The following is a 22,270-nucleotide window of genomic DNA, read 5'->3' as shown; positions in this document are numbered from 1 at the left end:
GCCTGCGTTCGGCTGCGAAGCAGTCGCAAAACCCGGCACCTCAGTCATTCTGGTTGACTGAGTACAGCGTATAGACGACTGCTGCGCAGCCGAACGCAGGCTTCGCCAGCTGCTACATGTGATGACCGCAAGCCGACTATCCGCCCCTACAGAACCCCACCCATCTGCCGATAAACACCCCATAAAACCAAATTGTGGTCCGGGGAGTTTCAGCATGTATCAATGGCTAGCCGAGAATCTGGGAAACGTCAGCGTCAAACGCAAGCTGGGGATCGGCTTCGGCCTGGTGCTGGCACTGACCCTGCTGATCACCTTCACCGGCTGGAGCGGCCTGAGCGGCGTGACCAGCCGTGGCGATAAACTGGGGTTCATCGCCAGCCTCAACGACCTGACCAAGGACCTGCGCATCGCCCGCCTGGATTACGAAATGCGTCGCGGCGAACAAGGTCCCGGCGCCGTCAACGATCTGTTGGGCAAACTCGAAAGCGGCCTGCAGACTGCCCGCGGCCTGATCGAGCAACCGGCTGATACGGCCATGGTCGATCAACAACTGGCCGCTGTCGCCGAATACCGTCGTGCCTTTAGCGACATGACCCAGGCCGGCGCCCAGCGTGAAGACGCCCGCAGCAAACTCGGCGCCACCGCCGACAACGCCGTGGCCCGCGTCGCCGAAGTGGAAAAATCCATGCTGCAAGGCGACAGCGTGGCGGCGTTCAACAGCGTGATCGACCTGAGCAAACTGATCCAGCAGGCGCGCTTCCAGGTTCGCGGCTACACCTACAGCGGCAAGAGCGAAGCCGAACAGCCAGCCCTCGACGCGATCGACAACGCCCTGAAGAACCTCGAGAGCCTGCCCGCCAAGCTGCCCGGAGAACACATTGCCAACCTGCAACAGGCGACTGATTCGCTGAAGGCCTACCGCGCCGCGGTCAGCCAGTTCCGCGACTCCCAGGTGGCCAGCGCCAAGGCCCTGGTGCGCATGTCCGCCCAAGGCGAAATCCTGTTGGACATGAGCAAGAAACTCACCGTTTCGCAAACCGTCGTGCGCGACACCGACGCCGCCCATGCCAAGAACATGCTGGCCCTCGCCACTGTTCTGGCCATCGCCTTCGGCCTGCTGGCCGCCTGGGCGATCACCCGGCAGATCATCGTTCCATTGAACCAGACCCTGGCTGTCGCTGAACGCGTGGCCAGTGGCGACCTGACCCACAACCTGACGTCGCAGCGCCGTGACGAACTCGGCCAGTTGCAGCGTGCCATGCAGAGCATGACCCAAGGCTTGCGCGAACTGATCGGCGGCATCAGCGATGGCGTCACGCAGATCGCCAGCGCGGCCGAAGAGCTGTCCGCCGTCACCGAGCAGACCAGCGCCGGGGTCAACAGCCAGAAAGTCGAGACCGATCAGGTCGCGACTGCCATGAACGAAATGGCCGCCACCGTGCAGGAGGTCGCGCGCAACGCCGAAGAAGCCTCCGAAGCCGCCGTTGCTGCCGACCAGCAGGCCCGCGAGGGCGACAAAGTGGTGGGTGAGGCCATCGCCCAGATCGAACGCCTGGCCGCGGAAGTCGGCCACTCCACCGAGGCCATGGGCGAACTCAAGCGCGAAAGCGACAAGATCGGCAGCGTGCTCGACGTGATCAAATCGGTGGCCCAGCAAACCAACCTGCTCGCGCTCAACGCCGCGATTGAAGCCGCCCGGGCCGGTGAAGCCGGACGTGGTTTTGCCGTGGTCGCAGACGAAGTCCGCAGCCTGGCCCAGCGCACCCAGAAGTCCACCGAAGAGATTGAAGAGCTGATCCTCGGCCTGCAAAACGGCACGCAGCAGGTGGCGACCATCATGGACAACAGCCGCAATCTGACCGAGAGCAGTGTCGAACTGACCCGCCGCGCCGGTGGTTCACTGGAAAGCATCACTCGCACTGTCTCGGCGATTCAGGCGATGAACCAGCAGATCGCCGCTGCCGCCGAACAGCAAAGCGCCGTGGCCGAAGAGATCAACCGCAGCGTGCTGAACGTGCGGGACGTGTCGGACCAGACCTCGGCCGCGAGTGAAGAGACCGCGGCCTCCAGCGTTGAGCTGGCGCGGTTGGGGACGCATTTGCAGATGCTGGTGGGCAGGTTCAAGGTTTGAGGTGATTAGCAGGCCTCGGTCCACTTGCGACCGAGGTGACGCCTTCGCGAGCAAGCCCGCTCCCACAGGTTTTGCGTCGAACACAAAAGTTGTGGTCAACCCAATCACTGTGGGAGCGGGCTTGCTCGCGAAAGCGGTCTGTCAGATTCCGAGGTTACAAAACCTGCCGCAAAAACGCCTGTGCCCGCAGATCCTTCGGCGCATCGAAGAATTCCGCAGGCGCAGCATCTTCCAGCAACTTGCCGTGATCGAAGAACAGCACCCGATCCGCCACTTCCCGGGCGAAGCCCATTTCGTGGGTGACGCAAACCATCGTCATGCCTTCCACGGCCAGGTTTTTCATCACGTCCAGCACTTCGCCGACCATTTCCGGGTCGAGAGCCGAGGTCGGCTCGTCGAACAGCATGACCTTCGGCTCCATCGCCAGCGCCCGGGCAATCGCCACGCGCTGTTGCTGGCCGCCAGACAGACGCGACGGAAACTCGTTGGCCTTCTGCGCAATCCCGACCTTTTCCAGCAACGCCATGGCCTTGGCCTCGCGTTCCTTTTTGCCGCGTTTGCGCACGACTTTCTGCGCCAGGCAGAGGTTTTCCAGCACGGTCATGTGCGGGAACAGGTTGAAATGCTGGAACACCATGCCGACTTCGCGGCGATAGGCGTTCACATCGGTTTTCGGGTCGGCCAGTTGCAGGCCGTCGATACTCACCGAGCCGGAATCGAAGGTTTCCAGGCCATTGAGGCAGCGCAGAAAGGTCGACTTGCCGGAGCCGGACGGACCGATCACCACCAGCACTTCGCCCTTGGCGACCGTTGTGCTGACGTTATCCACCGCGCGCACCACCTGGCCACGGGTGTCGAAGACTTTTACCAGATCGCGGACTTCAATCACTTTGCGCGAGCCTCCGCTCAAGCCGGCCGGCGATTTTCGACAGCGGCAGGTTGATCAACAAATACAGCCCCGCAACGCAGAACAGGATTTCGAATGGTGAAAACGAGGTAGTGATGACTTCACGACCGCTTTTCAGCAGCTCGGTAATCGCAATCACCGACACCAGCGAGGTGTCCTTCACCAGGCTGATGAACTGCCCGGCCAGCGGTGGCAGCACGCGTTTGAAAGCTTGCGGCAGCACTACATGACGCATTGACTGGCCGGCGCTCAAACCCAGGGACCGTGCGGCTTCGTTCTGACCACGGGCGATGGACTGCACGCCGGAGCGGATGATTTCCGCCACATAGGCGCCAGTGAACAGCGACAGCGCGGCAATCCCGGCAAATTCCCGGGACAGGTTCATCACCGTGCCGATGAAGAAGTAGAAAATGAAGATCTGCACCAGCAGCGGCGTACCGCGCACCAGCTCGACATAAATGGTCGAGAGATCGCGCAGGGTCGGGTTGTTCGACAGCCGGCACAGGCCGGTGACCAGACCGATCAGCAGCCCGAGAACGCCGGACACCACGGACAACCATAAAGTGGTCCAGAGGCCCCACATCAGCGGTCCTGCGGCCCAATGGCGGGTCACGCCAATCACATCGCCCTCGGCCACATCATCGCCTTGGGCGACTTGCAGGCTGTTGTCGTCGACGATCAGGTGCTGCTCGGTGCCGGCGTCGTTGCGCAGGGTCACTTCAGCCTTGTCACCCTTGCGTACCAGTTCGCTGACGGTGGAAATGTCGGCGGCGCGCTGGGACTCTTCGGCGTGGTAGGCGAAATATTGCGGAACGCGGTTCCAGCGCCATTCGTAGGACATCAGCGAGGTGGCGTAATACAACGCGCCGGCCAGGCCGATGAGCACCAGCACGGTCAGGACGTGCCAGGGCCATTGGGCTTTTTTCTGTTTCATTGAGTTTGCAGGTTCCGAAATTTTTATCGCCGGTGAGGCCATCTTCGCGAGCAAGCCCGCTCCCACATTTGATCTGTGTTAACCACAAATCCAGTGTGGGAGCGGGCTTGCTCGCGAATGGGACAACTCGGTCTGTCTGACCGGGCCTTATTCCATGTCCTTGAGCCACTCGCTGCTCTTGAACCACTTGTCATGGATGCGATCGTAGGTGCCGTCTTCGTGGATCTGGTGCAGGAAGTTGTTGATGAAGTTGATGCTGTCGTAATCACCCTTCTTCAAACCGAAAGCCAGCGGTTCGTAGGTGAACGGCTTGTCGAGGAACACCAGTTTGCCGTTGCCGACCTTGTTCACTGCCACGACGTTGTACGGCGCGTCGTAGATGAAGGCGTCAGCCTTGCCGTTGACCACGTCGAGCACCGCTTCCTGCTCGTTGTCGTAACCGTGGTACTTGGCTTTGGAGATGAGCTTTTTGGCAACCATTTCGCCGGTGGTGCCGAGTTTGGAGGTGATGCGATAGTCGGCAGTGTTCAGGTCTTTATAGGACTGGATAGTGCCTTCCAGCTCATTGCGGATCAGCAGCGTCTGGCCGACCACGATGAACGGTTCGCTGAAGTTCAGGCGCAGGTTGCGTTCCTGGGTCAGGGTCATGCCGCTGCCGATCATGTCGAACTTGTCGGTCAGCAGGGCCGGGATGATGCCGTCGTAACCGGTGGACACCAGCTCCAGCTTGACACCCATGGCCTTGGACATGGCTTTGAGAATGTCGACTTCGAAACCGATGATTTCGCCACGCTTGTTGGTCATTTCGAACGGCATGTAGGTCGGGTCCATGCCGACTTTCAACGTGCCGCGCTTGACCGCGTCATCGATGGCACCGGCCTGCGCCGCGTTGACTGCAACCAGTGCCGTGACGCCGACCAGCAGCATCGACAGATACTTCTTCATCATCAAGTCCCCAAAACCATTGCGTTGTGAGGCGCGCAAAAATGGCGGCTCCCCGGGAGGAAACGCACCAATACGGACAAAAATTATCCGGGCACACCAATTCGGGGACGGATCCTAAACTACTCGCCCGTTTGCACAAGGGTTTGGGAACGATCAGGCAAAAAAAACCCCGCTGGGTAGCGGGGCTTGTGTAGGAGCGAGCTTGCTCGCGATGGTCGTTAACGATAACGCGCGCTTACTGACTAAACGCGGCGCTCTTGAGTCCATCGCGAGCAAGCTCGCTCCTACATTTCTTTCAGGCCAACTGAGGCTGGACGCTCAGCGGCTTGAGCGGCAGCAGCGGTGCATGGGGGTCGGCCTTGACCGACTTGCGCCACGCGTCCAGCCACTCGGCATGACCTTCGCTCCAGACCTGCTCATGCAGGCGGGCCAGGGCCACCGGGTCACTGAGCAACTGCACACGCTCGTTGTTGGTCAGCCCTTCAGGACCGACTTTCATTGCATGGCGTACCCGCTCGACCCGCAGCCATTCAATCGGCTCGGCCTCACGGTGACGCGAGGTCGCCAGCGAGCACGCCAGGGCGTTCTGCTGTGGATCGACCACCGAACGGACGAAACCGTCATTCAGTGCGTGCCAGCGGTTTTCGTGGGTGTACTGGTCAGTGGCCAGCAATGCCTGCGGCGGATTGTATTCCTCAGGGATCAGGAACAGGCTCTCGTCACGGGACTTGAGGCCCAGGCCGACACGGCTGGAGATCACCGATACCGGGATCGACAGCATCAACGAACCGACAATCGGCACCAGCCACCACAGGAAGCTCGGGTTCAGCCAGATCACCAGCATGGCCCAGAAGAAGCCCAGCAAGGTTTGCGGACCGTGGCGCTTGACCGCTTCGCTCCACGGCGTGGAGTCGTCGTCGCGTTGCGGCGAGTTCCAGGTCGCGGCCCAGCCGAGGAACGCGGCGAGGACGAAACGGGTGTGGAAAATCATCCGCACCGGTGCCAGCAGCATGGAGAACAGCATCTCCAGCAGCATCGACAGGGTCACCTTGAACTTGCCGCCGAACTCTTTCGCACCCTTGGCCCAGATCAGGATGATGCTCAACAGCTTCGGCAGGAACAGCAGCACGATGGTCGTCGAGAACAGCGCAATCGCCTTGTCCGGGTGCCATTGCGGCCACAGCGGATAGAGCTGGCGCGGTTCCAGGAAGTACTGCGGCTCCATCAGCGTGTTGACCGCCAGCAGCGCGGTCGACAACACCAGGAAGAAGAACCACAACGGCGCCGACAGATAGGACATCACGCCGGTCAGGAACACCGCACGGTGCACCGGGTGCATGCCCTTGACCAGGAACAGGCGGAAGTTCATCAGGTTACCGTGGCACCAGCGACGGTCACGCTTGAGTTCGTCCAGCAGGTTTGGCGGCAGTTCTTCATAGCTGCCCGGCAAGTCGTAGGCAATCCACACGCCCCAGCCGGCACGGCGCATCAGCGCGGCTTCGACGAAGTCGTGGGACAGGATCGCACCGGAGAATGCACCTTTACCGGGCAACGGCGCCAGGGCGCAGTGATCGATGAACGGCTTCATGCGGATGATCGCGTTGTGGCCCCAGTAGTGCGACTCGCCCAGTTGCCAGAAGTGCAGACCGGCGGTGAACAGCGGGCCATACACACGAGTGGCGAACTGCTGCATGCGCGCATACAAGGTGTCCATGCCCGACGCACGCGGCGCGGTCTGGATGATCCCGGCATCCGGCGTGGCTTCCATCAGGCGCACCAGACTGGTCAGGCACTCGCCGCTCATCACGGAGTCGGCATCGAGTACGACCATGTACTTGTAGTCACCGCCCCAACGACGGCAGAAGTCGTCGAGGTTGCCGCTTTTACGTTTTACGCGACGACGGCGGCGGCGATAGAAGATCTTGCCGAAGCCACCGGCTTCGCGGCAGACGTCCAGCCAGGCCTGTTGCTCGGCGACGCAGATATCGGCGTCGTTACTGTCACTGAGGACGAAGAAGTCGAAGCGGTCCAGGTCACCCGTGGCCGCAACCGACTCGAAGGTCGCCCGCAGGCCGGCGAATACCCGAGGCACGTCTTCGTTGCAGATCGGCATCACCAGGGCGGTACGCGCATCCTTTGGAATCGGCTCGTTGCCCGCACTTTTACCGGAGATACGGTACTTGTCGTGACCGGTGAGCAACTCGAGGAAGCCCATCAGCGCGGTCCAGAAACCGGCCGATACCCAGCAGAACAGAATCCCGAACAGGATCAGGATGCTGGTCTGCAACGCATACGGCAGCACCTGCGTGGCGGTTTGCATCAGCGGTTGGTGCAGCACTTCGTTGAGGTCGACGAACGACCAGCCCTGGTACGGCATGATGCCTTTCATGTACCAGCCGGCGACGATGGTCTGGCCGAGCATCAGCAGCAGCAGAATATAGCGACGGATCGAACCGACCGTGCGCCAGCGCGCAGCCGGCAGCACCCGTTCGTCCTTCGGCGGCTTCGGCGGGTTGGTGCGACCGGTCATCCGACGCCAGCCGCGCACCAGAATGTTGGTGCGCCACGGCTCCGGCACAACCTTGGTCCGACGAATAGGCGGAGTCGCCTTGAGGCAGACCCGGCCGTTGGCGTCGAGCGCCAGCATTTCCGCGTCCTGCAGCTCTTCGGCGGTGCTCAGGGTCAGGCGTTTGCCGACCGAAGCCTGGGCGGCTTCGGTCGGGGCATCGAACGTCGATGACGACAGGCGTTCATGCAATTCGCTGAAAGACTGGCAGCCCGCGAGTTCCGCGCGCTGCTCGTCGGTCATCGGCAAATGCGCCAGATACTCGGAAAGAGATTCTGGCCGTACTTGAGAGTTACTCATCGGCAGGCAACTGATAGCTCCAGGTCTCGGTCAGGACTTCTTCAGTCGGGGCCGATTCCGGTGTGGCTGGGGCCGCGTCGGCAGCGGCAGGCTGCTTGGCGTCTTTATTGGCCTTGTCCTTGGCATCTGCAACAGGCTTCGCGTCAGCCTGCTTGGCCTCCGCTTGCTTGGCTTCCTTGTCCTCTTTCTCTTGTTGCTTGGCGGCAACCTTGTCGGCCTTGGCAACCGACGAATTTGACGACGGAATCGACGTCTTGGCCAGATCCGCCGGCACGATGTTCTGCACCAGCGCGGCACGCATCTCGGTGGCCTTGCCCGGATCCTTGATCTTCATCCGCAGGGTCAGGCGCCAGCCCTTGGTTTCAGGGTTGTAGCGCACGCTGTTTTCCACCAGTTCGGCGTTGTCGCCGACGCTGACCTGGCTGCGAACCTCCGCTTCTGCCGGCAATGCCGCCAGGGACGGGCCTTCGAAGTCCACCAGGTAGGCAACGCTGCCGTCCGGCTGACGAATCAGGTTGGACTGTTTGACGTCACCAGTGGAACGCAGGGTCTGTTTGACCCAGGCGCTGTCCGGCGCGTGAATCGCCGACTCGTCCATGGTCCAGTGCATACGATAAGCGACATCGAGCGGCTGGCCAGGTTCCGGCAGTTTTTCCGGGTTCCAGAACGCAACGATATTGTCGTTGGTTTCGTCGGCGGTCGGAATTTCGACCAGATCGACGGTGCCCTTGCCCCACTCGCCTTTCGGTTCGATCCAGGCACTAGGGCGTTTGTCGTAGCGATCGTCGAGGTCTTCATAGTGGCTGAAGTCGCGGCCACGTTGCAGCAGACCGAACCCACGCGGGTTTTCCACGCTGAAGTTGCTCACGGCCAGGTGTTTCGGGTTGTTCAGCGGACGCCAGATCCACTCGCCGTTGCCGGCATGGATCGCCAGGCCGCTGGAGTCGTGCAGCTCGCGACGGTAGTTCAGCACTTTCGACGGCTGGTTGGCGCCGAACAGGTACATGCTGGTCAACGGGGCGATACCCAGTTTGCCCACCTTGTCACGCAGGAACATCTGCGCCTTGACGTCGACGATGGTGTCGCTGCCCGGACGCAGAATCAGGCGATAGGCACCGGTGGCACGAGGAGAGTCCAGCAGGGCGAAGATCACCAGGTGCTTGTCGCCTGGCTTGGGCTGCTGAATCCAGAACTCGCGGAAACGCGGGAATTCTTCGCCGGACGGCAATGCGGTATCGAGCGCCATGCCGCGAGCGGACAAACCATAGACGTGGCCCTTGCCGACGACGCGGAAGTAGCTCGCGCCGAGCATGGTCATGATTTCGTCTTGCTTGTCGGCCTTGTTGATCGGGTACAGCACACGGAAACCGGCATAGCCCAGTTGCTCAGTGGCCTTGGGATCGAATTTCATGTCGCCGAAGTCGAAACGACTCGGGTCGTATTTGATCTCTTCGACGGTGTTCGCCGTGATTTCGTTGATTTTCACCGGCGTATCGAAATGCATGCCCTGGTGATAGAAGGACAGCTTGAACGGCGTCTTCTGATCGGCCCATTCGGCTTTTTCCGTCAGAAAACGAATTTTCTGATAGTCCGCGAATTTCATGTCGCGGAACTCGTTCGGCAGGTTACTGCGCGGCGCTTCGTATTTCTGCGCGGCCAGCTCTTTTGCCTTGGCCGATACATCATCCAGACTGAATGCCCAAAGCTGGCCGGCGCTGAGCAGGCAGAGCAATGCAGAGCCCGCTACCAGGGCGCTGCGCAACCGTTTGGCAGACAATTTTGGTGCGTTACAGGGACTAACAATCACGAGCAACCCTCGCCGAAAACAGATCAAAAAACCAACGGCCAGTTAAAGGGTCTGCACGGTGTGCGGTATGAAAAAACCGCCCTTGCAAACCACTCTTGCCAAGTTGGCGAGCATTGTTCCGACTCCGCTGGGGCGAAATGATTCCCCAATCGGATCCGGACAAGTCTCTACCTAAGTCAAAATGGACCAACGAACGCTGATCCCCGTAGCGCGCGATTATCTAGTAGGCCGCGTTACAACGCATCAGGGGTAACAAAGTATTTATCGCGAAAAAACCCTGTTTTCAGTCGAAATGAGCGTAAAAACTTGTTTCAAGCGCTTTCAGGTCTGTAACAGGAAGGTTACCGGGCCATCATTGACCAGGTGCACCTGCATATCCGCGCCGAATCTACCTGATGCCACAGTGCCATGCACCTGTTTCGCTTTACTTAATAGATAGTCGAATAACTCCTCGCCCAGCGCCGGAGGGGCCGCGGTCGAGAAACTCGGACGCAACCCGTTTTTAGTATCGGCGGCCAGAGTGAACTGAGAGACCAGCAGCAGCCCGCCGCCCACATCCGCCAGGGACAGATTCATCTTGCCCTCAGCGTCACTGAACACCCGATAGTTAAGCAGCTTATTAAGAAGTTTGTCGGCGCTGGCCCGCGTGTCGTCGGGCTCGACGGCTACCAGGACCAGCAACCCCTGATCGACGGCACCCACGACTTCGCCCGCAACCTCCACCCGCGCGCCGCGCACGCGCTGCAGCAGGCCCTTCATGCTTCTTCTGGCGGCAGGTCGAGCAGACGCCGGGCCATCTGATCGGCGGCGCGTACCAGCGCGTCGGTGATTCCCGGTTCGGAAGCGGCATGACCGGCATCGCGGATGACCTGCAGTTCGCTGTTCGGCCAGGCTTGATGCAGTTCCCAGGCGTTATCCAGCGGGCAGATCACGTCATAGCGGCCATGGATGATCACGCCGGGCAAATGGGCGATCTTGCCCATGTTGCGGATCAGCTGGTTCGGCTCCATGAAGGCGTGGTTGCTGAAGTAGTGGCATTCGATGCGGGCAATCGACAATGCCCGTTGTGGCTCGGAGAAGCGATCGACGACCAGCGGGTTAGGACGCAGGGTCGCGGTGCGGCCCTCCCAGGTGGACCAGGCCTTGGCCGCGTGCATCTGGGCAATCTGGTCGTTGCCGACCAGTCGCTTGTGGAACGCGGTGAGCAAGTCGCCGCGCTCGTCCAGAGGGATCGGCGCGATGTAGTCCTGCCAGTAGTCGGGGAACAGACGGCTGGCGCCGGCCTGGTAGAACCATTCGATTTCCTGCGGACGGCAGAGAAAGATCCCGCGCAGGATCAGGCCGTGTACCCGCTCAGGGTGGGTTTGAGCGTAGGCCAGTGCGAGGGTCGAACCCCAGGAGCCGCCAAACAGTACCCATTTGTCGATGCCCAGATGCTGGCGAATCCGCTCAAGGTCGGCGACCAGATCCCAGGTGGTGTTGTTTTCCAGGCTGGCGTGGGGGGTGGAGCGACCGCAACCACGCTGATCGAAAGTGACAATGCGATAGAGGTTGGGATCGAAGAAGCAACGACTCTGGGCATCACATCCGGCGCCGGGGCCGCCGTGGATGAACACCACCGGCAAACCTTCCGGTGAACCGCTTTCGTCGACGTACAGGGTGTGGGTTGCATCGACAGCCAGATCGTGCCGGGCGTAGGGTTTGATCTGTGGGTACAAAGTCTGCATTGCGCACTCCGTAAGGGGTCGAGTTCATCCCTGGGGGGACTTCTATTATTCTGCCGTCCGGCATCATAAACCCGAATTACGTCAATGAGCATGCCCGTGCGAAGTCAGAGTTTTGCCGCCAGGTAACTGAACAGGGTTTCGTACAGCGCATCGACCTCGGCCACCTGCCCGCGTGCGCGCAAACAGCCATGGACCAGGCCCTCGCCGACATAAAGCGTAGCAGCCACGCCTGCCGCATTCAGTCGCTCGGCATACAGCACGCCGTCATCACGCAACGGATCGAATTGCGCCACAGCGATCAATGCCGGTGGCAGTCCGCCGAAATCCCTGGCCAGCAATGGCATGGCGCAGGCGTTCGGATGGCGGGTGCCACGCAGGTAAAGCGCGTGATAACAATCGACGTCACTGCTGCTGAGTAACGGCGCGTCGATGCACTCACTGCGCGACGGCAGCCGATGATCGCCGCCCAACCCCGGATAGATCAGAACCTGTGCGCACGGCACCGGCTCGCCGGCATCGCGCAGCGCCAGGCACAATGCCGCCGCGAGGTTGCCACCGGCACTGTCGCCGGCCACCAGCGTACGCGCAGGGTCGAGTTGAAACGGCCCGGTGCGCAGTGCTCGCCAGACTTTCAGGCAATCATCGAACGCGGCGGGAAACGGATGCTCCGGCGCCAGGCGGTAATCTACGGCAATCACCAGTACACCGAGGGTCGAGGCCAGTTCGGCGCAAATGAAATCGTGGGAATCCAGGTCCCCCACCACCCAGCCGCCGCCATGCAGATAAACGATGCACGACGCACCGCTGGCCGGTGGCTGATAGGAACGCACAGCAACACCGGCCAACTCGAAATCGACCACATACAATCCGGCGGGGCGCGCCGGGGTAAACGCCCGGCACATCTCGCTGTAGGCCTGGCGCAACCCGGTGATGCTGCTGTCGGTGCTGTTGAAACTGACGGTTTTCTCGACGAATGCCGTCATCTGCTCGGAAAGAGGGTAAGGAGCCATGAGCCGGGTGTCAGCCTTTTCAGAGGTGCATGGGAAGACCAGGTTCCTGTGGGAGCGGGCTTGCTCGCGAAGAGGCCAGCACATTCAACCTCTATGTCGACTGCCAATCCGCCTTCGCGAGCAAGCCCGCTCCCACAGGTTTTGATGTCAGTTCTTCAGGCTGGCCTGGACCGTGGCGATGCCGTCCTTGCCATCAAAACTGCTGACCCCTGCTAGCCAGCGCTGCAAGTCTTCGGGATGGTCACGCAGCCATTTTTTCGCGACATCCTGAGCGGTTTGACGCTCCATGATCGGCACCATCAACTGGCTTTCCTGGGCGGCGGTGAACGTCAGGTTCTCCAGCAGTCGATTGACGTTCGGGCAGCGCTCGGCGTAATCCGGGGCAGTCACGCTGGAGACGGTCGCTGCGCCTTCGTTCGGCCCGTAAACGTCTTCGCTGCCGGTCAGATAGGCGATCTTCATGTTGATGTTCATCGGGTGCGGGGTCCAGCCGACGAACACCACGAACTCCTTGCGATTCACCGCCCGTTGCACGGCCGCCAGCATCCCGGCTTCGCCGGACTCGATCAGCTTGAAGTCCTTCAGGCCGAAGTGATTGGTCTCGATCATGGTCTTGATGGTGGTGTTGGCGCCGCTGCCCGGCTCGATGCCGTAGATCTTGCCACCTAGCTGGTCCTTGAACCTGGCGATGTCGGCGAAGGTTTTCAGGCCGGCCGCTGCCACATAGTCAGGGACCGCGAGGGTGGCCTGGGCATCGGCCAGGCTCGGCTTGTCCATGACCTTCACCTGATTGGCCGCCACGAACGGTGCGATGTTTTTATCCATCGCCGGTTTCCAGTAACCCAGGAAGATGTCCAGGCGCTTGTCGCGGATGCCGGCAAAGATGATTTGCTGCACGGCGCTGGTTTGCTTGCTTTCGTAGCCGAGACCGTTGAGCAGCACATCGGCCATGCCGCTGGTGGCGATCACGTCGGTCCAGTTGACCACGCCCATGCGCACGGTTTTGCAGGAGGCGTCGTCCGCCGCCATGGCGCCAGCGCTCAACAGAGCGGTGCCGCAGAGGATTGAGAGACAGCGGGTGAACAGACCTTTGGGGCTTGTCATAGAGAGCATTCTCGTGCGGCAGCGGATTATTGTCGGGCCGGTGTCTAGTGCACCGTGGCCAGAACATTACGCAGCAGACGAGCGATGAAAGCGACCTGTGGCGACCGTGTTTTGCACGGTGGCGACTGTCCTGCCCAACCGAACGCATAACCTGTGGGAGCGGGCTTGCTCGCGAAGGCGGTGTGTCTGTCAATACAAGTGTCGACTGATCCACCGCCTTCGCGAGCAAGCCCGCTCCCACAGGGTTATGCGAAGGGGTTTAACGGTTGTAGTGCTTCTCGCCCCAGGCCAGCAGACCTTGCAGCAACTCCTTGAGCACCACACGCGTCGGCTCCGCCAGGTCCGGGCGATAACGGAACGGCTCGAACTCTTCCATGTACGTGCACTGCCCCAGTTCCAGTTGTACGGCGTGGATGTTCTCGGCCGGATTGCCGTAATGGCGAGTGATGTGGCCGCCTTTGAAGCGCCCGTTCAGCACGTGGGTGTAATTGTCGTGAAGCGCGCAGATGGCTTCCAGCTGACTGGCCAACTGTGGATCGCAACTGGCGCCATTGAATGTGCCAAGGTTGAAGTCCGGCAGTTTGCCGTCGAACAGGTGCGGGATCAGCGAGCGGATCGAGTGCGCATCGAACAACAGTGCGTAGCCGAACTCGGCTTTCAACCGCGCCAGTTCCTGCTGCAAGGTGCTGTGGTACGGCGTCCAGATCTGCTCCAGATAGGTGGCGCGCTCCTCTTTCGAAGGCTCCAGCCCTTCGCGGAACAACGGCACGCCGTCGAACAGCGTGGCCGGGTACAAGCCGGTGGTCGCACCGACGTACAACGGTTTGTCGTCGGATGGACGGTTCAGGTCGATGACGAATCGCGAATACTCGGCGGCCAGGGTGCTGGCGCCCAGTTCAGCGGCGAAATCGTACAGCTGCGGGATGTGCCAGTCGGTGTCCGGCAGGCTTTTCGCCTGTGGGATCAACCCGGCCTCGACCGCAGGTGTCAGACGCACACCGGCGTGAGGCATGCTGATCAGCAGCGGTACGCGGCCTTGTTTGAAGTTCAGAACCTTGTCCACAACTGTTCTCCTAAACGTTTGTTTCGACGCCGTGACGCACGACGCGTTTTTCCAGGTCACCGCCCAGCCAATACGACAGGTCGGCCGGACGATCGATTTGCCAGGCGACGAAGTCCGCGAACTTGCCAGCCTCCAGCGACCCGTGAGTTTCGGCCATACCCAGTGCCGTGGCGGCATGTATGGTTGCACCGGCCAGGGCTTCTTCCGGGGTCATGCGGAAACAGGTGCAAGCCATATTCAGCATCAGGCGCAACGACAACGCAGGCGAGGTGCCTGGGTTGAGGTCGCTGGCGATGGCAATCTTTACCCCGTGTTTGCGCAGCGCTTCCATCGGCGGCAACTGGGTTTCCCGCAGGAAATAGAAAGCGCCGGGCAGCAACACCGCAACGGTGCCGGACTTGGCCATGGCGATGGCGTCGTCTTCGGTCATGAATTCCAGGTGATCGGCCGACAGTGCGTGGTAACGCGCCGCCAGGCTCGAACCGTGCAGCGACGACAATTGCTCGGCATGCAGCTTCACCGGCAAGCCGAGCTCTTGTGCGGTAATGAACACCCGCTCGACCTGCGCAGGGGAAAACGCCAGGTACTCGCAAAAAGCATCCACCGCATCCACCAACCCTTCGGCAGCCAGGGCCGGAAGCATTTCGGCGCAGATGTGCTCGATGTAGTCATCGGCGCGATCCGCATATTCCGGCGGCAAGGCGTGAGCGGCCAGACAAGTGCTGCGCACACTGATCGGCAATTCGGCGCCGAGGCGACGGATGACCCGCAGAATCTTGCGTTCGCTGGCCAGGTCCAGACCGTAACCGGATTTCATCTCGACCGTGGTCACGCCATCGCGCATCAGGCTCTTCAAGCGCTTGGCGGCGCTGGCGAACAGCTCGTCTTCACTGGCCGCACGAGTGGCACGCACCGTGCTGGCAATGCCGCCACCGGCCGCGGCAATTTCCGCATAGCTGACGCCTTGCAGGCGCTGTTCGAATTCGCCACTGCGGTTACCACCGAACACCGTGTGGGTGTGGCAGTCGATCAGGCCCGGGGTAACCCAGGCCCCGTTGAGATCATTGACCGCCTGGTATTCGCCGGACGGCAGTTCGCTACGCGGGCCGACCCACTCAATGTGCGCACCGGACGTCACGATGGCCGCATCCTCGATGATCGAGTAGACGCCTTGCGCCATGGTTGCGACGTGACAGTGTTGCCAGAGCGTTTTCATCCTTGGCCTCCGTTAGGTTATCGATGAGAAAAAGCAGGTTCCTGCTCTACCCGTGCTGCCTGCCCTGCCGCAGGCTTTACCCACATCAGGTAGGCCAGCACCAACAATACAATCCAGACCACACCGACGATCAGAGCCGCCTGGGTGTCCGGGAAATAGCCCAGCACGCCGAAGACAAACAGCATGAAGGCAATCGCCGCCATTGGCGCGTAGGGCCAGAATGGCACCGGGAACTTCAACTGTGCGACCTGCTCTGCGCTCATGGAGCGACGCATGGCCACCTGGGTGAGCAAAATCATCAACCAGACCCACACCGTCGCAAAAGTAGCGATGGACGCGATCAACAGAAATACGTTTTCCGGGATCAGGTAGTTCAGCAGCACACCCAGCAACAGTGCGCAGCTCATTACCACCACCGTCAACCATGGCACGCCATTGCGCGACAAACGGGCAAAACCCTTGGGTGCGTGCCCTTGCTGTGCCAGGCCATACATCATGCGGCCAGCGCCGAAGATGTCGCTGTTGATCGCCGATACTGCCGCCGAGATCACTACGATATTGAGGATGGTCGCCGCCGAACTGATCCCCAGGTTGTCGAAAATCTGCACAAACGGACTGCCTTGGCTGCCGATCTGCTGCCATGGAAAGATCGACATCAGCACGAGCATCGTCAGCACGTAGAACAGCAGGATCCGCAACGGTACGGCATTGATCGCCCGAGGCAGCACGTGCTGCGGGTCTTTGGCTTCACCGGCCGTCACGCCGATAATTTCAATGCCGCCGAATGCAAACATCACCACCGCGAACGAAGCGATCAGGCCGCCCACGCCATTGGGCATGAAGCCGCCCTGGGTCCAGAGATTGCTGATGTCAGTCGCTTGGCCGGGGGCCGTACTGATGCCGAACAGCATGATGCCGAAACCACCCAGGATCATCGCGACGATGGCCGCGACCTTGAGCAGCGACAGCCAGAACTCCATTTCACCGAAGACTTTGACGTTGCACAGGTTCAAGCCGCCGACCACCGAAACGATGCCCAGCACCCAGATCCAGCGGGAGACTTCCGGAAACCAGAAACCCATATAAATGCCGAACGCGGTGACGTCGGCCATACCAACGATGACCATCTCGAACGCGTAGGTCCACCCGAGGATGAAACCGGCCATCGGCCCCAGATAGGTGCTGGCGTACTGACCAAAAGAACCAGCCACCGGGTTGTGCACCGCCATCTCGCCGAGGGCGCGCATGACCATGAACACCGCCGCGCCACCGATCAGGTAAGCGAGCAGTACCGCAGGCCCGGCCATTTGAATGGCCGAGGCAGATCCATAAAACAGCCCGGTGCCGATCGCCGACCCCAGCGCCATGAAGCGAATATGTCGGGCAGAAAGCCCGCGTTTCAAACCTTTTTCTGGCTGCTGCATTTCTCGTCCCTAATTATTGTTATTCGACGCTAAATCGAATCGCGAGCAAGCCCGCTCCCACAGGAGTACGCATTCCAATGTGGGAGCGAGCTTGCTCGCGAAGGGGCCATTACAGGCTAGGCAGCAACTTCGCCGTCACCAGCTCGTTCAGGCAGCGCGAGGCCAACAATTCAGACGCCGCATTGATGTCCGGCGCGAAGAAGCGGTCCTTCTCATAGAACGGCACTTCGTTACGCAGGATGGCGCGGGCCTTTTCCAGTTTTGGCGAGGTTTTCAGGCCGTCGCGCAGGTCCAGGCCCTGAGCCGCCGCCAGCCATTCAACGGCAAGAATCCCGCGGGTGTTCTCGGCCATTTCCCACAGACGCTTGCCCGCTGCCGGGGCCATCGACACGTGGTCTTCCTGGTTCGCGGAAGTCGGCAGGCTGTCCACCGAATGTGGATGGGACAACGCCTTGTTCTCGCTGGCCAAGGCCGCTGCGGTCACCTGGGCGATCATGAAGCCGGAGTTCACGCCACCGTTGGCCACCAGGAATGGCGGCAGTTGCGACATGTGCTTGTCCATCATCAGCGAGATACGGCGCTCGCTCAGGGAACCGATTTCAGCGATGGCCAACGCCATGTTGTCAGCGGCCATGGCCACAGGTTCGGCGTGGAAGTTGCCGCCGGAAATCACGTCGCCTTCCGCCGCGAACACCAGCGGGTTGTCGGAGACGGCGTTGGCTTCAATAGCAAGCACTTCGGCAGCCTGACGGAACTGGGTCAGGCACGCGCCCATGACTTGCGGCTGGCAGCGCAGGGAGTACGGGTCCTGGACCTTCTCGCAGTTTTCGTGGGAGTCGGAAACTTCGCTGCGCTCGCCCAGCAGATCGCGATAAGCGGCTGCGGCGTCGATCTGGCCTTTCTGGCCACGGGCAGCGTGGATGCGTGCGTCGAACGGCGAGCGCGAACCCAGTACCGCTTCAACGGTCAGGCCGCCCAGGGCCAGAGCACCGGCGAACAGGTCTTCGCCTTCGAACAGGCCACGCAGGGCAAAAGCGGTGGACACTTGAGTGCCGTTGAGCAGCGCCAGGCCTTCTTTCGCCGCCAGGGTCAGCGGTGCAAGACCGGCGACTTTCAGCGCTTCGGTGGCTTCCATCCATTCGCCTTTATAGCGAGCCTTGCCTTCGCCCAGCAGCACCAGCGACATGTGGGCCAGAGGCGCCAGGTCACCGGACGCACCGACCGAGCCTTTGAGTGGAATGTGCGGGTAAACCTCGGCGTTGATCAGGGCGATCAGCGCGTCGATCACCACACGACGGATGCCGGAGAAACCACGGCTCAGGCTGTTGACCTTGAGCACCATGATCAAACGCACCAGCTCATCGCTGATCGGCTGGCCGACACCGGCGGCGTGGGACAGCACCAGCGAGCGCTGCAGGTTTTCCAGGTCTTCGCTGGCAATGCGGGTCGAGGCCAGCAGGCCGAAACCGGTATTGATGCCATAAGCGGTGCGGTTCTCGGCGAGGATTTGCTCCACGCAGGCAACGCTGGCTTCGATCTGCTGCGATGCGCTGTGATCGAGAGTGACTTTGACCGGTTGCTGATAAACATCACGCAGTTGGGCAAGGCTCAGTTGGCCGGGAATCAGGTTAAGCGCAGTCATTTCATGCTCCTTTTGAGAGTTAGTTATTAACTCACCAGACGCTCCGGAGATGTCCGTTGTCCGTCGCGCCCCTCTGTTGGGGGGGCGCGCCTTGGCACGCTGGTGTTACTGGGATCAGTGCAGGTTCGGTAAAGCCTTGTGCAGCAAAGTCGAGTCTTTCAAAACGCTGGCGGCGGCAGCGATGTCCGGTGCCAGCCAACGGTCCTGGTCGTACGCCGGAACCCGCTCGCGCAGCAGACGCCAGGCAACATCGGTACCGGCTCCGAAGCGTTGTTCCTTGAGGAATTCAAACGCCTGGGCCGCCAGCAGGTACTCAATGGCGAGGATCTGCGTGCAGTTTTCCAGGGCGCGGTGCAGCTTCAGCGCGGCGTTGGTGCCCAGGCTCAGGTGGTCTTCCTGCAGGCCCGAGGTGACGTAGTTGTCGAGTACGGCCGGTTGCGCCAACTGGCGGTTTTCCGCACACAGCGAAGCGGCGACGTACTGGACGATCATCATCCCGGAGTTAACACCCGGATTGGCCACCAGAAACGCCGGCAAGCCGCTGACGTGCGGGTTGATCAAGCGATCCAGGCGACGTTCGGCGATAGAGCCGATTTCTGCCATGGCGATCGCCAGCAAATCCGCCGCCATCGCTACGGACTGGCCATGGGGGTTGGCCTGGGATACCACGCGGTAATTGTCCGCGGTGCCCAGCACCAGCGGGTTGTCGGTGGCGCCGTTGAGTTCGGTTTCGATCTGCCGGGTCGCGTGTACCAATTGGTCACGAGCGGCACCGTGCACCTGCGGGATCGAGCGAATGCTCAGGGCGTCTTGCGTGCGAATGCCTTTGCTCTGGGCAATCACTTCGCTGCCATCGAGCAACGCGCGCAGGTTGATCCCGACCTGTTGCATGCCTGGGTGCGGCTTGAGCGCGATGATCTCGGCATCGAACGCATCGATCTGCCCGCGCTGGGCTTCGAAGCTCATGGCACCGATCACATCGGCCCATTCCAGCAGGCGCGTGGCATCGGCAATCGCCAGGCAGCTCAGGCCAGTCATGCACGGTGTGCCGTTGACCAGGCACAAACCATCTTTCGCTCCGAGCTTGACCGGTTGCAGGCCTTCTTCGGCCAGCGCTTGCTGCGCGGAAACGATCTGACCGCGATAGCTGACATTGCCGACACCCAGCAGCGCGATGCCGATGTGCGCCATGTGGGTCAGGTAGCCCACGGAACCCTGGGACGGCACTTGCGGGGTGATGCCCCGGTTGAGCAGTGCCAGCAGCGCTTCGACGACCTGACGGTGCAGGCCGGATTTGCCGTGGCTGTAGTTGACGATGGCGGCGCACATGATCGAGCGGGTCTGCTCGTCGGTGAGCGGTGCACCGACGCCACAGGCGTGGCTGAGCAAGGTATTGCGCGACAACTGGCTGAGTTGTTCGTCCTGCAGCGAGACGTTGCACAGCGCGCCCAGGCCGGTGTTGATGCCGTAGGCACGTTCGCCGCTGGTGACGATGCGCTGGACGATGGCCTGAGCGTTTTCGATGCGCGCCCAGATCGGCGCCGACAGCTCAAGCTGTGCGCCATGACGAGCCACGGCGACCACATCCTGCCAAGTGACCTGCGCTTCGGTGATAACGATTTTTTCAGCCTGGGACATCTGGAGCCTCATACAAAATTTAGGAACGCATGACACCTGTGGCGAGGGAGCTTGCTCCCGTTGGGCTGCGTAGCAGCCCCAAAAAATTTGCGACCGCTGCGCGCTCGAACGGGAGCAAGCTCCCTCGCCACAAAAGCGGTCCCGCCACCCACCTTTAAACCACCGCCGCCCGACGCTGCACAAAGCGGTCGACATACTCATCCGCCGGCGAATGCAGGATCTCTTTCGGCGTGCCGACCTGGATCAGGCGGCCGTCCTTGAGGATCGCGATGCGGTTGCCGATGCGCACGGCCTCGTCGAGGTCGTGGGTGATGAAGACGATGGTCTTGTGCAGGGTCTTTTGCAGTTCCAGCAACTGGTCCTGCATCTCCGCGCGGATCAGCGGGTCGAGGGCACTGAAAGCTTCGTCCATCAGGATGATGTCGGTGTCTGCCGCCAATGCGCGGGCCAGGCCCACACGCTGACGCATGCCGCCGGAAAGCTGATGCGGGTATTTGTTTTCGTAGCCCTTGAGGCCCACGGTGTTGATCCAGTGCAACGCACGCTCGGCGCACATGGCTTTGCTTTCGCCACGGATTTTCAGGCCGTAGGCGACGTTGTCCAGCACGCTCTTGTGCGGCAACAGGCCGAAGCTCTGGAACACCATGCTGATCTTGCGCCGGCGAAATTCGCGCAGGGCTTCCATGTCGTATTGCAGGATGTCCACGCCGTCCACCAGGATCGCGCCGCTGGTCGGGTCGATCAGGCGGTTGAAGTGGCGCACCAGGGTCGACTTGCCGGAACCCGACAGGCCCATGATCACGAAGATCTCGCCGCTGCCGATGCTCAGCGACAGGTCGTTCACGCCGACCACGCAGCCGGTTTCGGCCAGCACCTGGTCCTTGGTCTTGCCCTGGCCGACCATGGCCAGCGCGTCCTTGGCACGGTTGCCGAAAATCTTGAAGACGTTCTTGACTTCAATCTTGCTCACGGTTGCGTTGTTCATTTGCTCACCTCATGCCGTGCGCGACCGTACGCCTGTGTAATGCGGTCAATCACAACAGCCAGAATCACGATCGCCAGACCGGCTTCAAGGCCGCGTCCGACGTTGAGGGTCTGAATCCCTACCAGTACGTCTTCACCCAAGCCACGGGCACCGATCATCGAGGCGATCACCACCATCGACAGGGCCATCATGGTGGTCTGGTTGATACCCGCCATGATGCTCGGCAGGGCCAGCGGCAGTTGCACGCCGAACAGTTGCTGCCAGCGGTTGGCACCGAAGGCGTTGATCGCTTCCATCACTTCGCCGTCGACCTGGCGGATGCCCAGATCGGTCAGACGGATCAGCGGTGGCGCGGCGTAGATCACCGTGGCGAAAATCGCCGGGACCTTGCCCAGGCCAAACAGCATCAGCACCGGGATCAGGTACACGAAGCTCGGCATGGTCTGCATGATGTCCAGCAACGGCATCAGCACCGAACGCAGGCGATTGCTGCGCGCCGAGAGGATGCCCAGCGGCACGCCGATCAGCACCGAAATGACCGTCGCCACCATCATCAGCGCGAGGGTCTGCATCAGTTTGTCCCAGAGGCCAACCGCACCCACCAGGAACAACAGACCGACGATCACCGCCGTGGTCACGACTTTACGGGTCGCGTGCCAGGCCACGCCCGCCACGATGGCCAGCATCAGCCACCAGGGTGCAGCGCGCAGCAGGCTTTCAAGATTGACGATGGCCCACAACAGGGTGTCGGAGATGTGCCGGAACACGTCGCCGTAGTTGGTGACCAGCGAATCGACCCAACCGTTGACCCAGTCGGCGATAGAAAAGGTAAAGCTTTCGGGAAACATAAGAGACTCTCAATCAAGGGGTT

At 61.1% G+C, this 22,270-nt stretch carries 17 protein-coding genes and 1 pseudogene; 2 read left to right on the top strand and 16 right to left on the bottom strand.

The features are described 5' to 3' along the window. Positions 1–121: 121 nt before the first annotated feature. Positions 122–1,276 (top strand): annotated as a pseudogene (locus tag PMI28_RS31655) (methyl-accepting chemotaxis protein); the annotation flags it as partial. Continuing rightward, on the top strand, positions 1,259–2,131 hold the full coding sequence (locus PMI28_RS31650) for a methyl-accepting chemotaxis protein (RefSeq protein ID WP_443200732.1): 873 nt from the start codon (positions 1,259–1,261) through the stop codon (positions 2,129–2,131). The pseudogene PMI28_RS31655 and the gene PMI28_RS31650, both read left to right, overlap by 18 nt. A 154-nt stretch (positions 2,132–2,285) precedes the next feature. Here the strand turns inward: PMI28_RS31650 and PMI28_RS09020 are convergent, their stop codons facing one another. From PMI28_RS09020 to PMI28_RS09095, 16 genes are all read right to left on the bottom strand, one after another. Continuing rightward, complete coding sequence (locus PMI28_RS09020; protein ID WP_007989275.1) at positions 2,286–3,020, bottom strand: amino acid ABC transporter ATP-binding protein; 735 nt, start codon at positions 3,018–3,020, stop codon at positions 2,286–2,288. Beyond that, positions 3,013–3,972, bottom strand: a complete 960-nt coding sequence (locus tag PMI28_RS09025; RefSeq protein ID WP_033063497.1) for an amino acid ABC transporter permease — start codon at positions 3,970–3,972, stop codon at positions 3,013–3,015. The genes PMI28_RS09020 and PMI28_RS09025 overlap by 8 nt, the downstream gene beginning before the upstream one ends. Positions 3,973–4,119: 147 nt before the next feature. Beyond that, entirely contained in the window at positions 4,120–4,917 is a 798-nt protein-coding gene (locus PMI28_RS09030) for a transporter substrate-binding domain-containing protein (protein WP_007989272.1), read from the bottom strand. 295 nt (positions 4,918–5,212) lie between these two features. Continuing rightward, on the bottom strand, positions 5,213–7,783 hold the full coding sequence (gene mdoH / locus PMI28_RS09035) for a glucans biosynthesis glucosyltransferase MdoH (protein WP_033063496.1): 2,571 nt from the start codon (positions 7,781–7,783) through the stop codon (positions 5,213–5,215). Then, entirely contained in the window at positions 7,776–9,590 is a 1,815-nt protein-coding gene (locus PMI28_RS09040) for a glucan biosynthesis protein G (protein WP_007989270.1), read from the bottom strand. Before PMI28_RS09040 ends, mdoH begins: the two co-directional genes overlap by 8 nt. Before the next feature lie 321 nt (positions 9,591–9,911). Beyond that, positions 9,912–10,349, bottom strand: coding sequence for a D-aminoacyl-tRNA deacylase (dtd, locus tag PMI28_RS09045; RefSeq protein WP_007989269.1), 438 nt, complete (start codon positions 10,347–10,349; stop codon positions 9,912–9,914). Further along, positions 10,346–11,317: a prolyl aminopeptidase gene (gene pip / locus PMI28_RS09050; protein ID WP_007989268.1), complete on the bottom strand. Its 972-nt coding sequence runs from the start codon at positions 11,315–11,317 to the stop codon at positions 10,346–10,348. Before pip ends, dtd begins: the two co-directional genes overlap by 4 nt. Before the next feature lie 104 nt (positions 11,318–11,421). Then, entirely contained in the window at positions 11,422–12,327 is a 906-nt protein-coding gene (locus tag PMI28_RS09055; RefSeq protein WP_033063495.1) for an alpha/beta hydrolase, read from the bottom strand. Between the two features lie 147 nt (positions 12,328–12,474). Further along, a complete protein-coding gene (locus PMI28_RS09060; RefSeq protein ID WP_007989266.1) occupies positions 12,475–13,431 on the bottom strand; it encodes a choline ABC transporter substrate-binding protein in 957 nt (318 codons plus the stop codon). A 259-nt stretch (positions 13,432–13,690) separates the two neighbouring features. Further along, positions 13,691–14,494: an N-formylglutamate deformylase gene (gene hutG, locus PMI28_RS09065; protein ID WP_007989265.1), complete on the bottom strand. Its 804-nt coding sequence runs from the start codon at positions 14,492–14,494 to the stop codon at positions 13,691–13,693. A gap of 10 nt (positions 14,495–14,504) precedes the next feature. Next, positions 14,505–15,710, bottom strand: a complete 1,206-nt coding sequence (hutI, locus tag PMI28_RS09070) for an imidazolonepropionase (RefSeq protein WP_007989263.1) — start codon at positions 15,708–15,710, stop codon at positions 14,505–14,507. Positions 15,711–15,727: 17 nt separating this feature from the next. After that, a complete protein-coding gene (locus PMI28_RS09075) occupies positions 15,728–17,134 on the bottom strand; it encodes an amino acid permease (protein WP_007989261.1) in 1,407 nt (468 codons plus the stop codon). A 109-nt stretch (positions 17,135–17,243) separates the two neighbouring features. After that, on the bottom strand, positions 17,244–18,776 hold the full coding sequence (hutH, locus tag PMI28_RS09080; RefSeq protein WP_007989259.1) for a histidine ammonia-lyase: 1,533 nt from the start codon (positions 18,774–18,776) through the stop codon (positions 17,244–17,246). A gap of 114 nt (positions 18,777–18,890) precedes the next feature. Then, complete coding sequence (gene hutH, locus PMI28_RS09085) at positions 18,891–20,414, bottom strand: histidine ammonia-lyase (protein WP_007989257.1); 1,524 nt, start codon at positions 20,412–20,414, stop codon at positions 18,891–18,893. Between the two features lie 154 nt (positions 20,415–20,568). After that, complete coding sequence (locus tag PMI28_RS09090; protein WP_007989255.1) at positions 20,569–21,399, bottom strand: quaternary amine ABC transporter ATP-binding protein; 831 nt, start codon at positions 21,397–21,399, stop codon at positions 20,569–20,571. Then, positions 21,396–22,247 (bottom strand): ABC transporter permease, encoded by an 852-nt coding sequence (locus tag PMI28_RS09095; RefSeq protein ID WP_007989253.1) that lies wholly within the window; start codon positions 22,245–22,247, stop codon positions 21,396–21,398. Before PMI28_RS09095 ends, PMI28_RS09090 begins: the two co-directional genes overlap by 4 nt. Positions 22,248–22,270: the final 23 nt, after the last annotated feature.

Source organism: Pseudomonas sp. GM48 (genome assembly GCF_000282335.1).
Taxonomy (GTDB): domain Bacteria; phylum Pseudomonadota; class Gammaproteobacteria; order Pseudomonadales; family Pseudomonadaceae; genus Aquipseudomonas.
This window is presented reverse-complemented; position numbering and strand designations above follow the sequence as displayed.

What these genes read in the sequence shown, in the direction of transcription:
- PMI28_RS09055 (WP_033063495.1), bottom strand. Translation starts at nt 12,327, where the DNA reads ATGGCTCCTTACCCTCTTTCCGAGCAGATGACGGCATTCGTCGAGAAA.
- PMI28_RS31650 (WP_443200732.1), top strand. Translation starts at nt 1,259, where the DNA reads ATGCAGAGCATGACCCAAGGCTTGCGCGAACTGATCGGCGGCATCAGC.
- PMI28_RS09090 (WP_007989255.1), bottom strand. Translation starts at nt 21,399, where the DNA reads ATGAACAACGCAACCGTGAGCAAGATTGAAGTCAAGAACGTCTTCAAG.
- PMI28_RS09095 (WP_007989253.1), bottom strand. Translation starts at nt 22,247, where the DNA reads ATGTTTCCCGAAAGCTTTACCTTTTCTATCGCCGACTGGGTCAACGGT.
- PMI28_RS09030 (WP_007989272.1), bottom strand. Translation starts at nt 4,917, where the DNA reads ATGAAGAAGTATCTGTCGATGCTGCTGGTCGGCGTCACGGCACTGGTT.
- hutH (WP_007989259.1), bottom strand. Translation starts at nt 18,776, where the DNA reads ATGACTGCGCTTAACCTGATTCCCGGCCAACTGAGCCTTGCCCAACTG.
- hutH (WP_007989257.1), bottom strand. Translation starts at nt 20,414, where the DNA reads ATGTCCCAGGCTGAAAAAATCGTTATCACCGAAGCGCAGGTCACTTGG.
- PMI28_RS09025 (WP_033063497.1), bottom strand. Translation starts at nt 3,972, where the DNA reads ATGAAACAGAAAAAAGCCCAATGGCCCTGGCACGTCCTGACCGTGCTG.
- pip (WP_007989268.1), bottom strand. Translation starts at nt 11,317, where the DNA reads ATGCAGACTTTGTACCCACAGATCAAACCCTACGCCCGGCACGATCTG.
- dtd (WP_007989269.1), bottom strand. Translation starts at nt 10,349, where the DNA reads ATGAAGGGCCTGCTGCAGCGCGTGCGCGGCGCGCGGGTGGAGGTTGCG.
- hutI (WP_007989263.1), bottom strand. Translation starts at nt 15,710, where the DNA reads ATGAAAACGCTCTGGCAACACTGTCACGTCGCAACCATGGCGCAAGGC.
- mdoH (WP_033063496.1), bottom strand. Translation starts at nt 7,783, where the DNA reads ATGAGTAACTCTCAAGTACGGCCAGAATCTCTTTCCGAGTATCTGGCG.
- PMI28_RS09075 (WP_007989261.1), bottom strand. Translation starts at nt 17,134, where the DNA reads ATGCAGCAGCCAGAAAAAGGTTTGAAACGCGGGCTTTCTGCCCGACAT.
- PMI28_RS09060 (WP_007989266.1), bottom strand. Translation starts at nt 13,431, where the DNA reads ATGACAAGCCCCAAAGGTCTGTTCACCCGCTGTCTCTCAATCCTCTGC.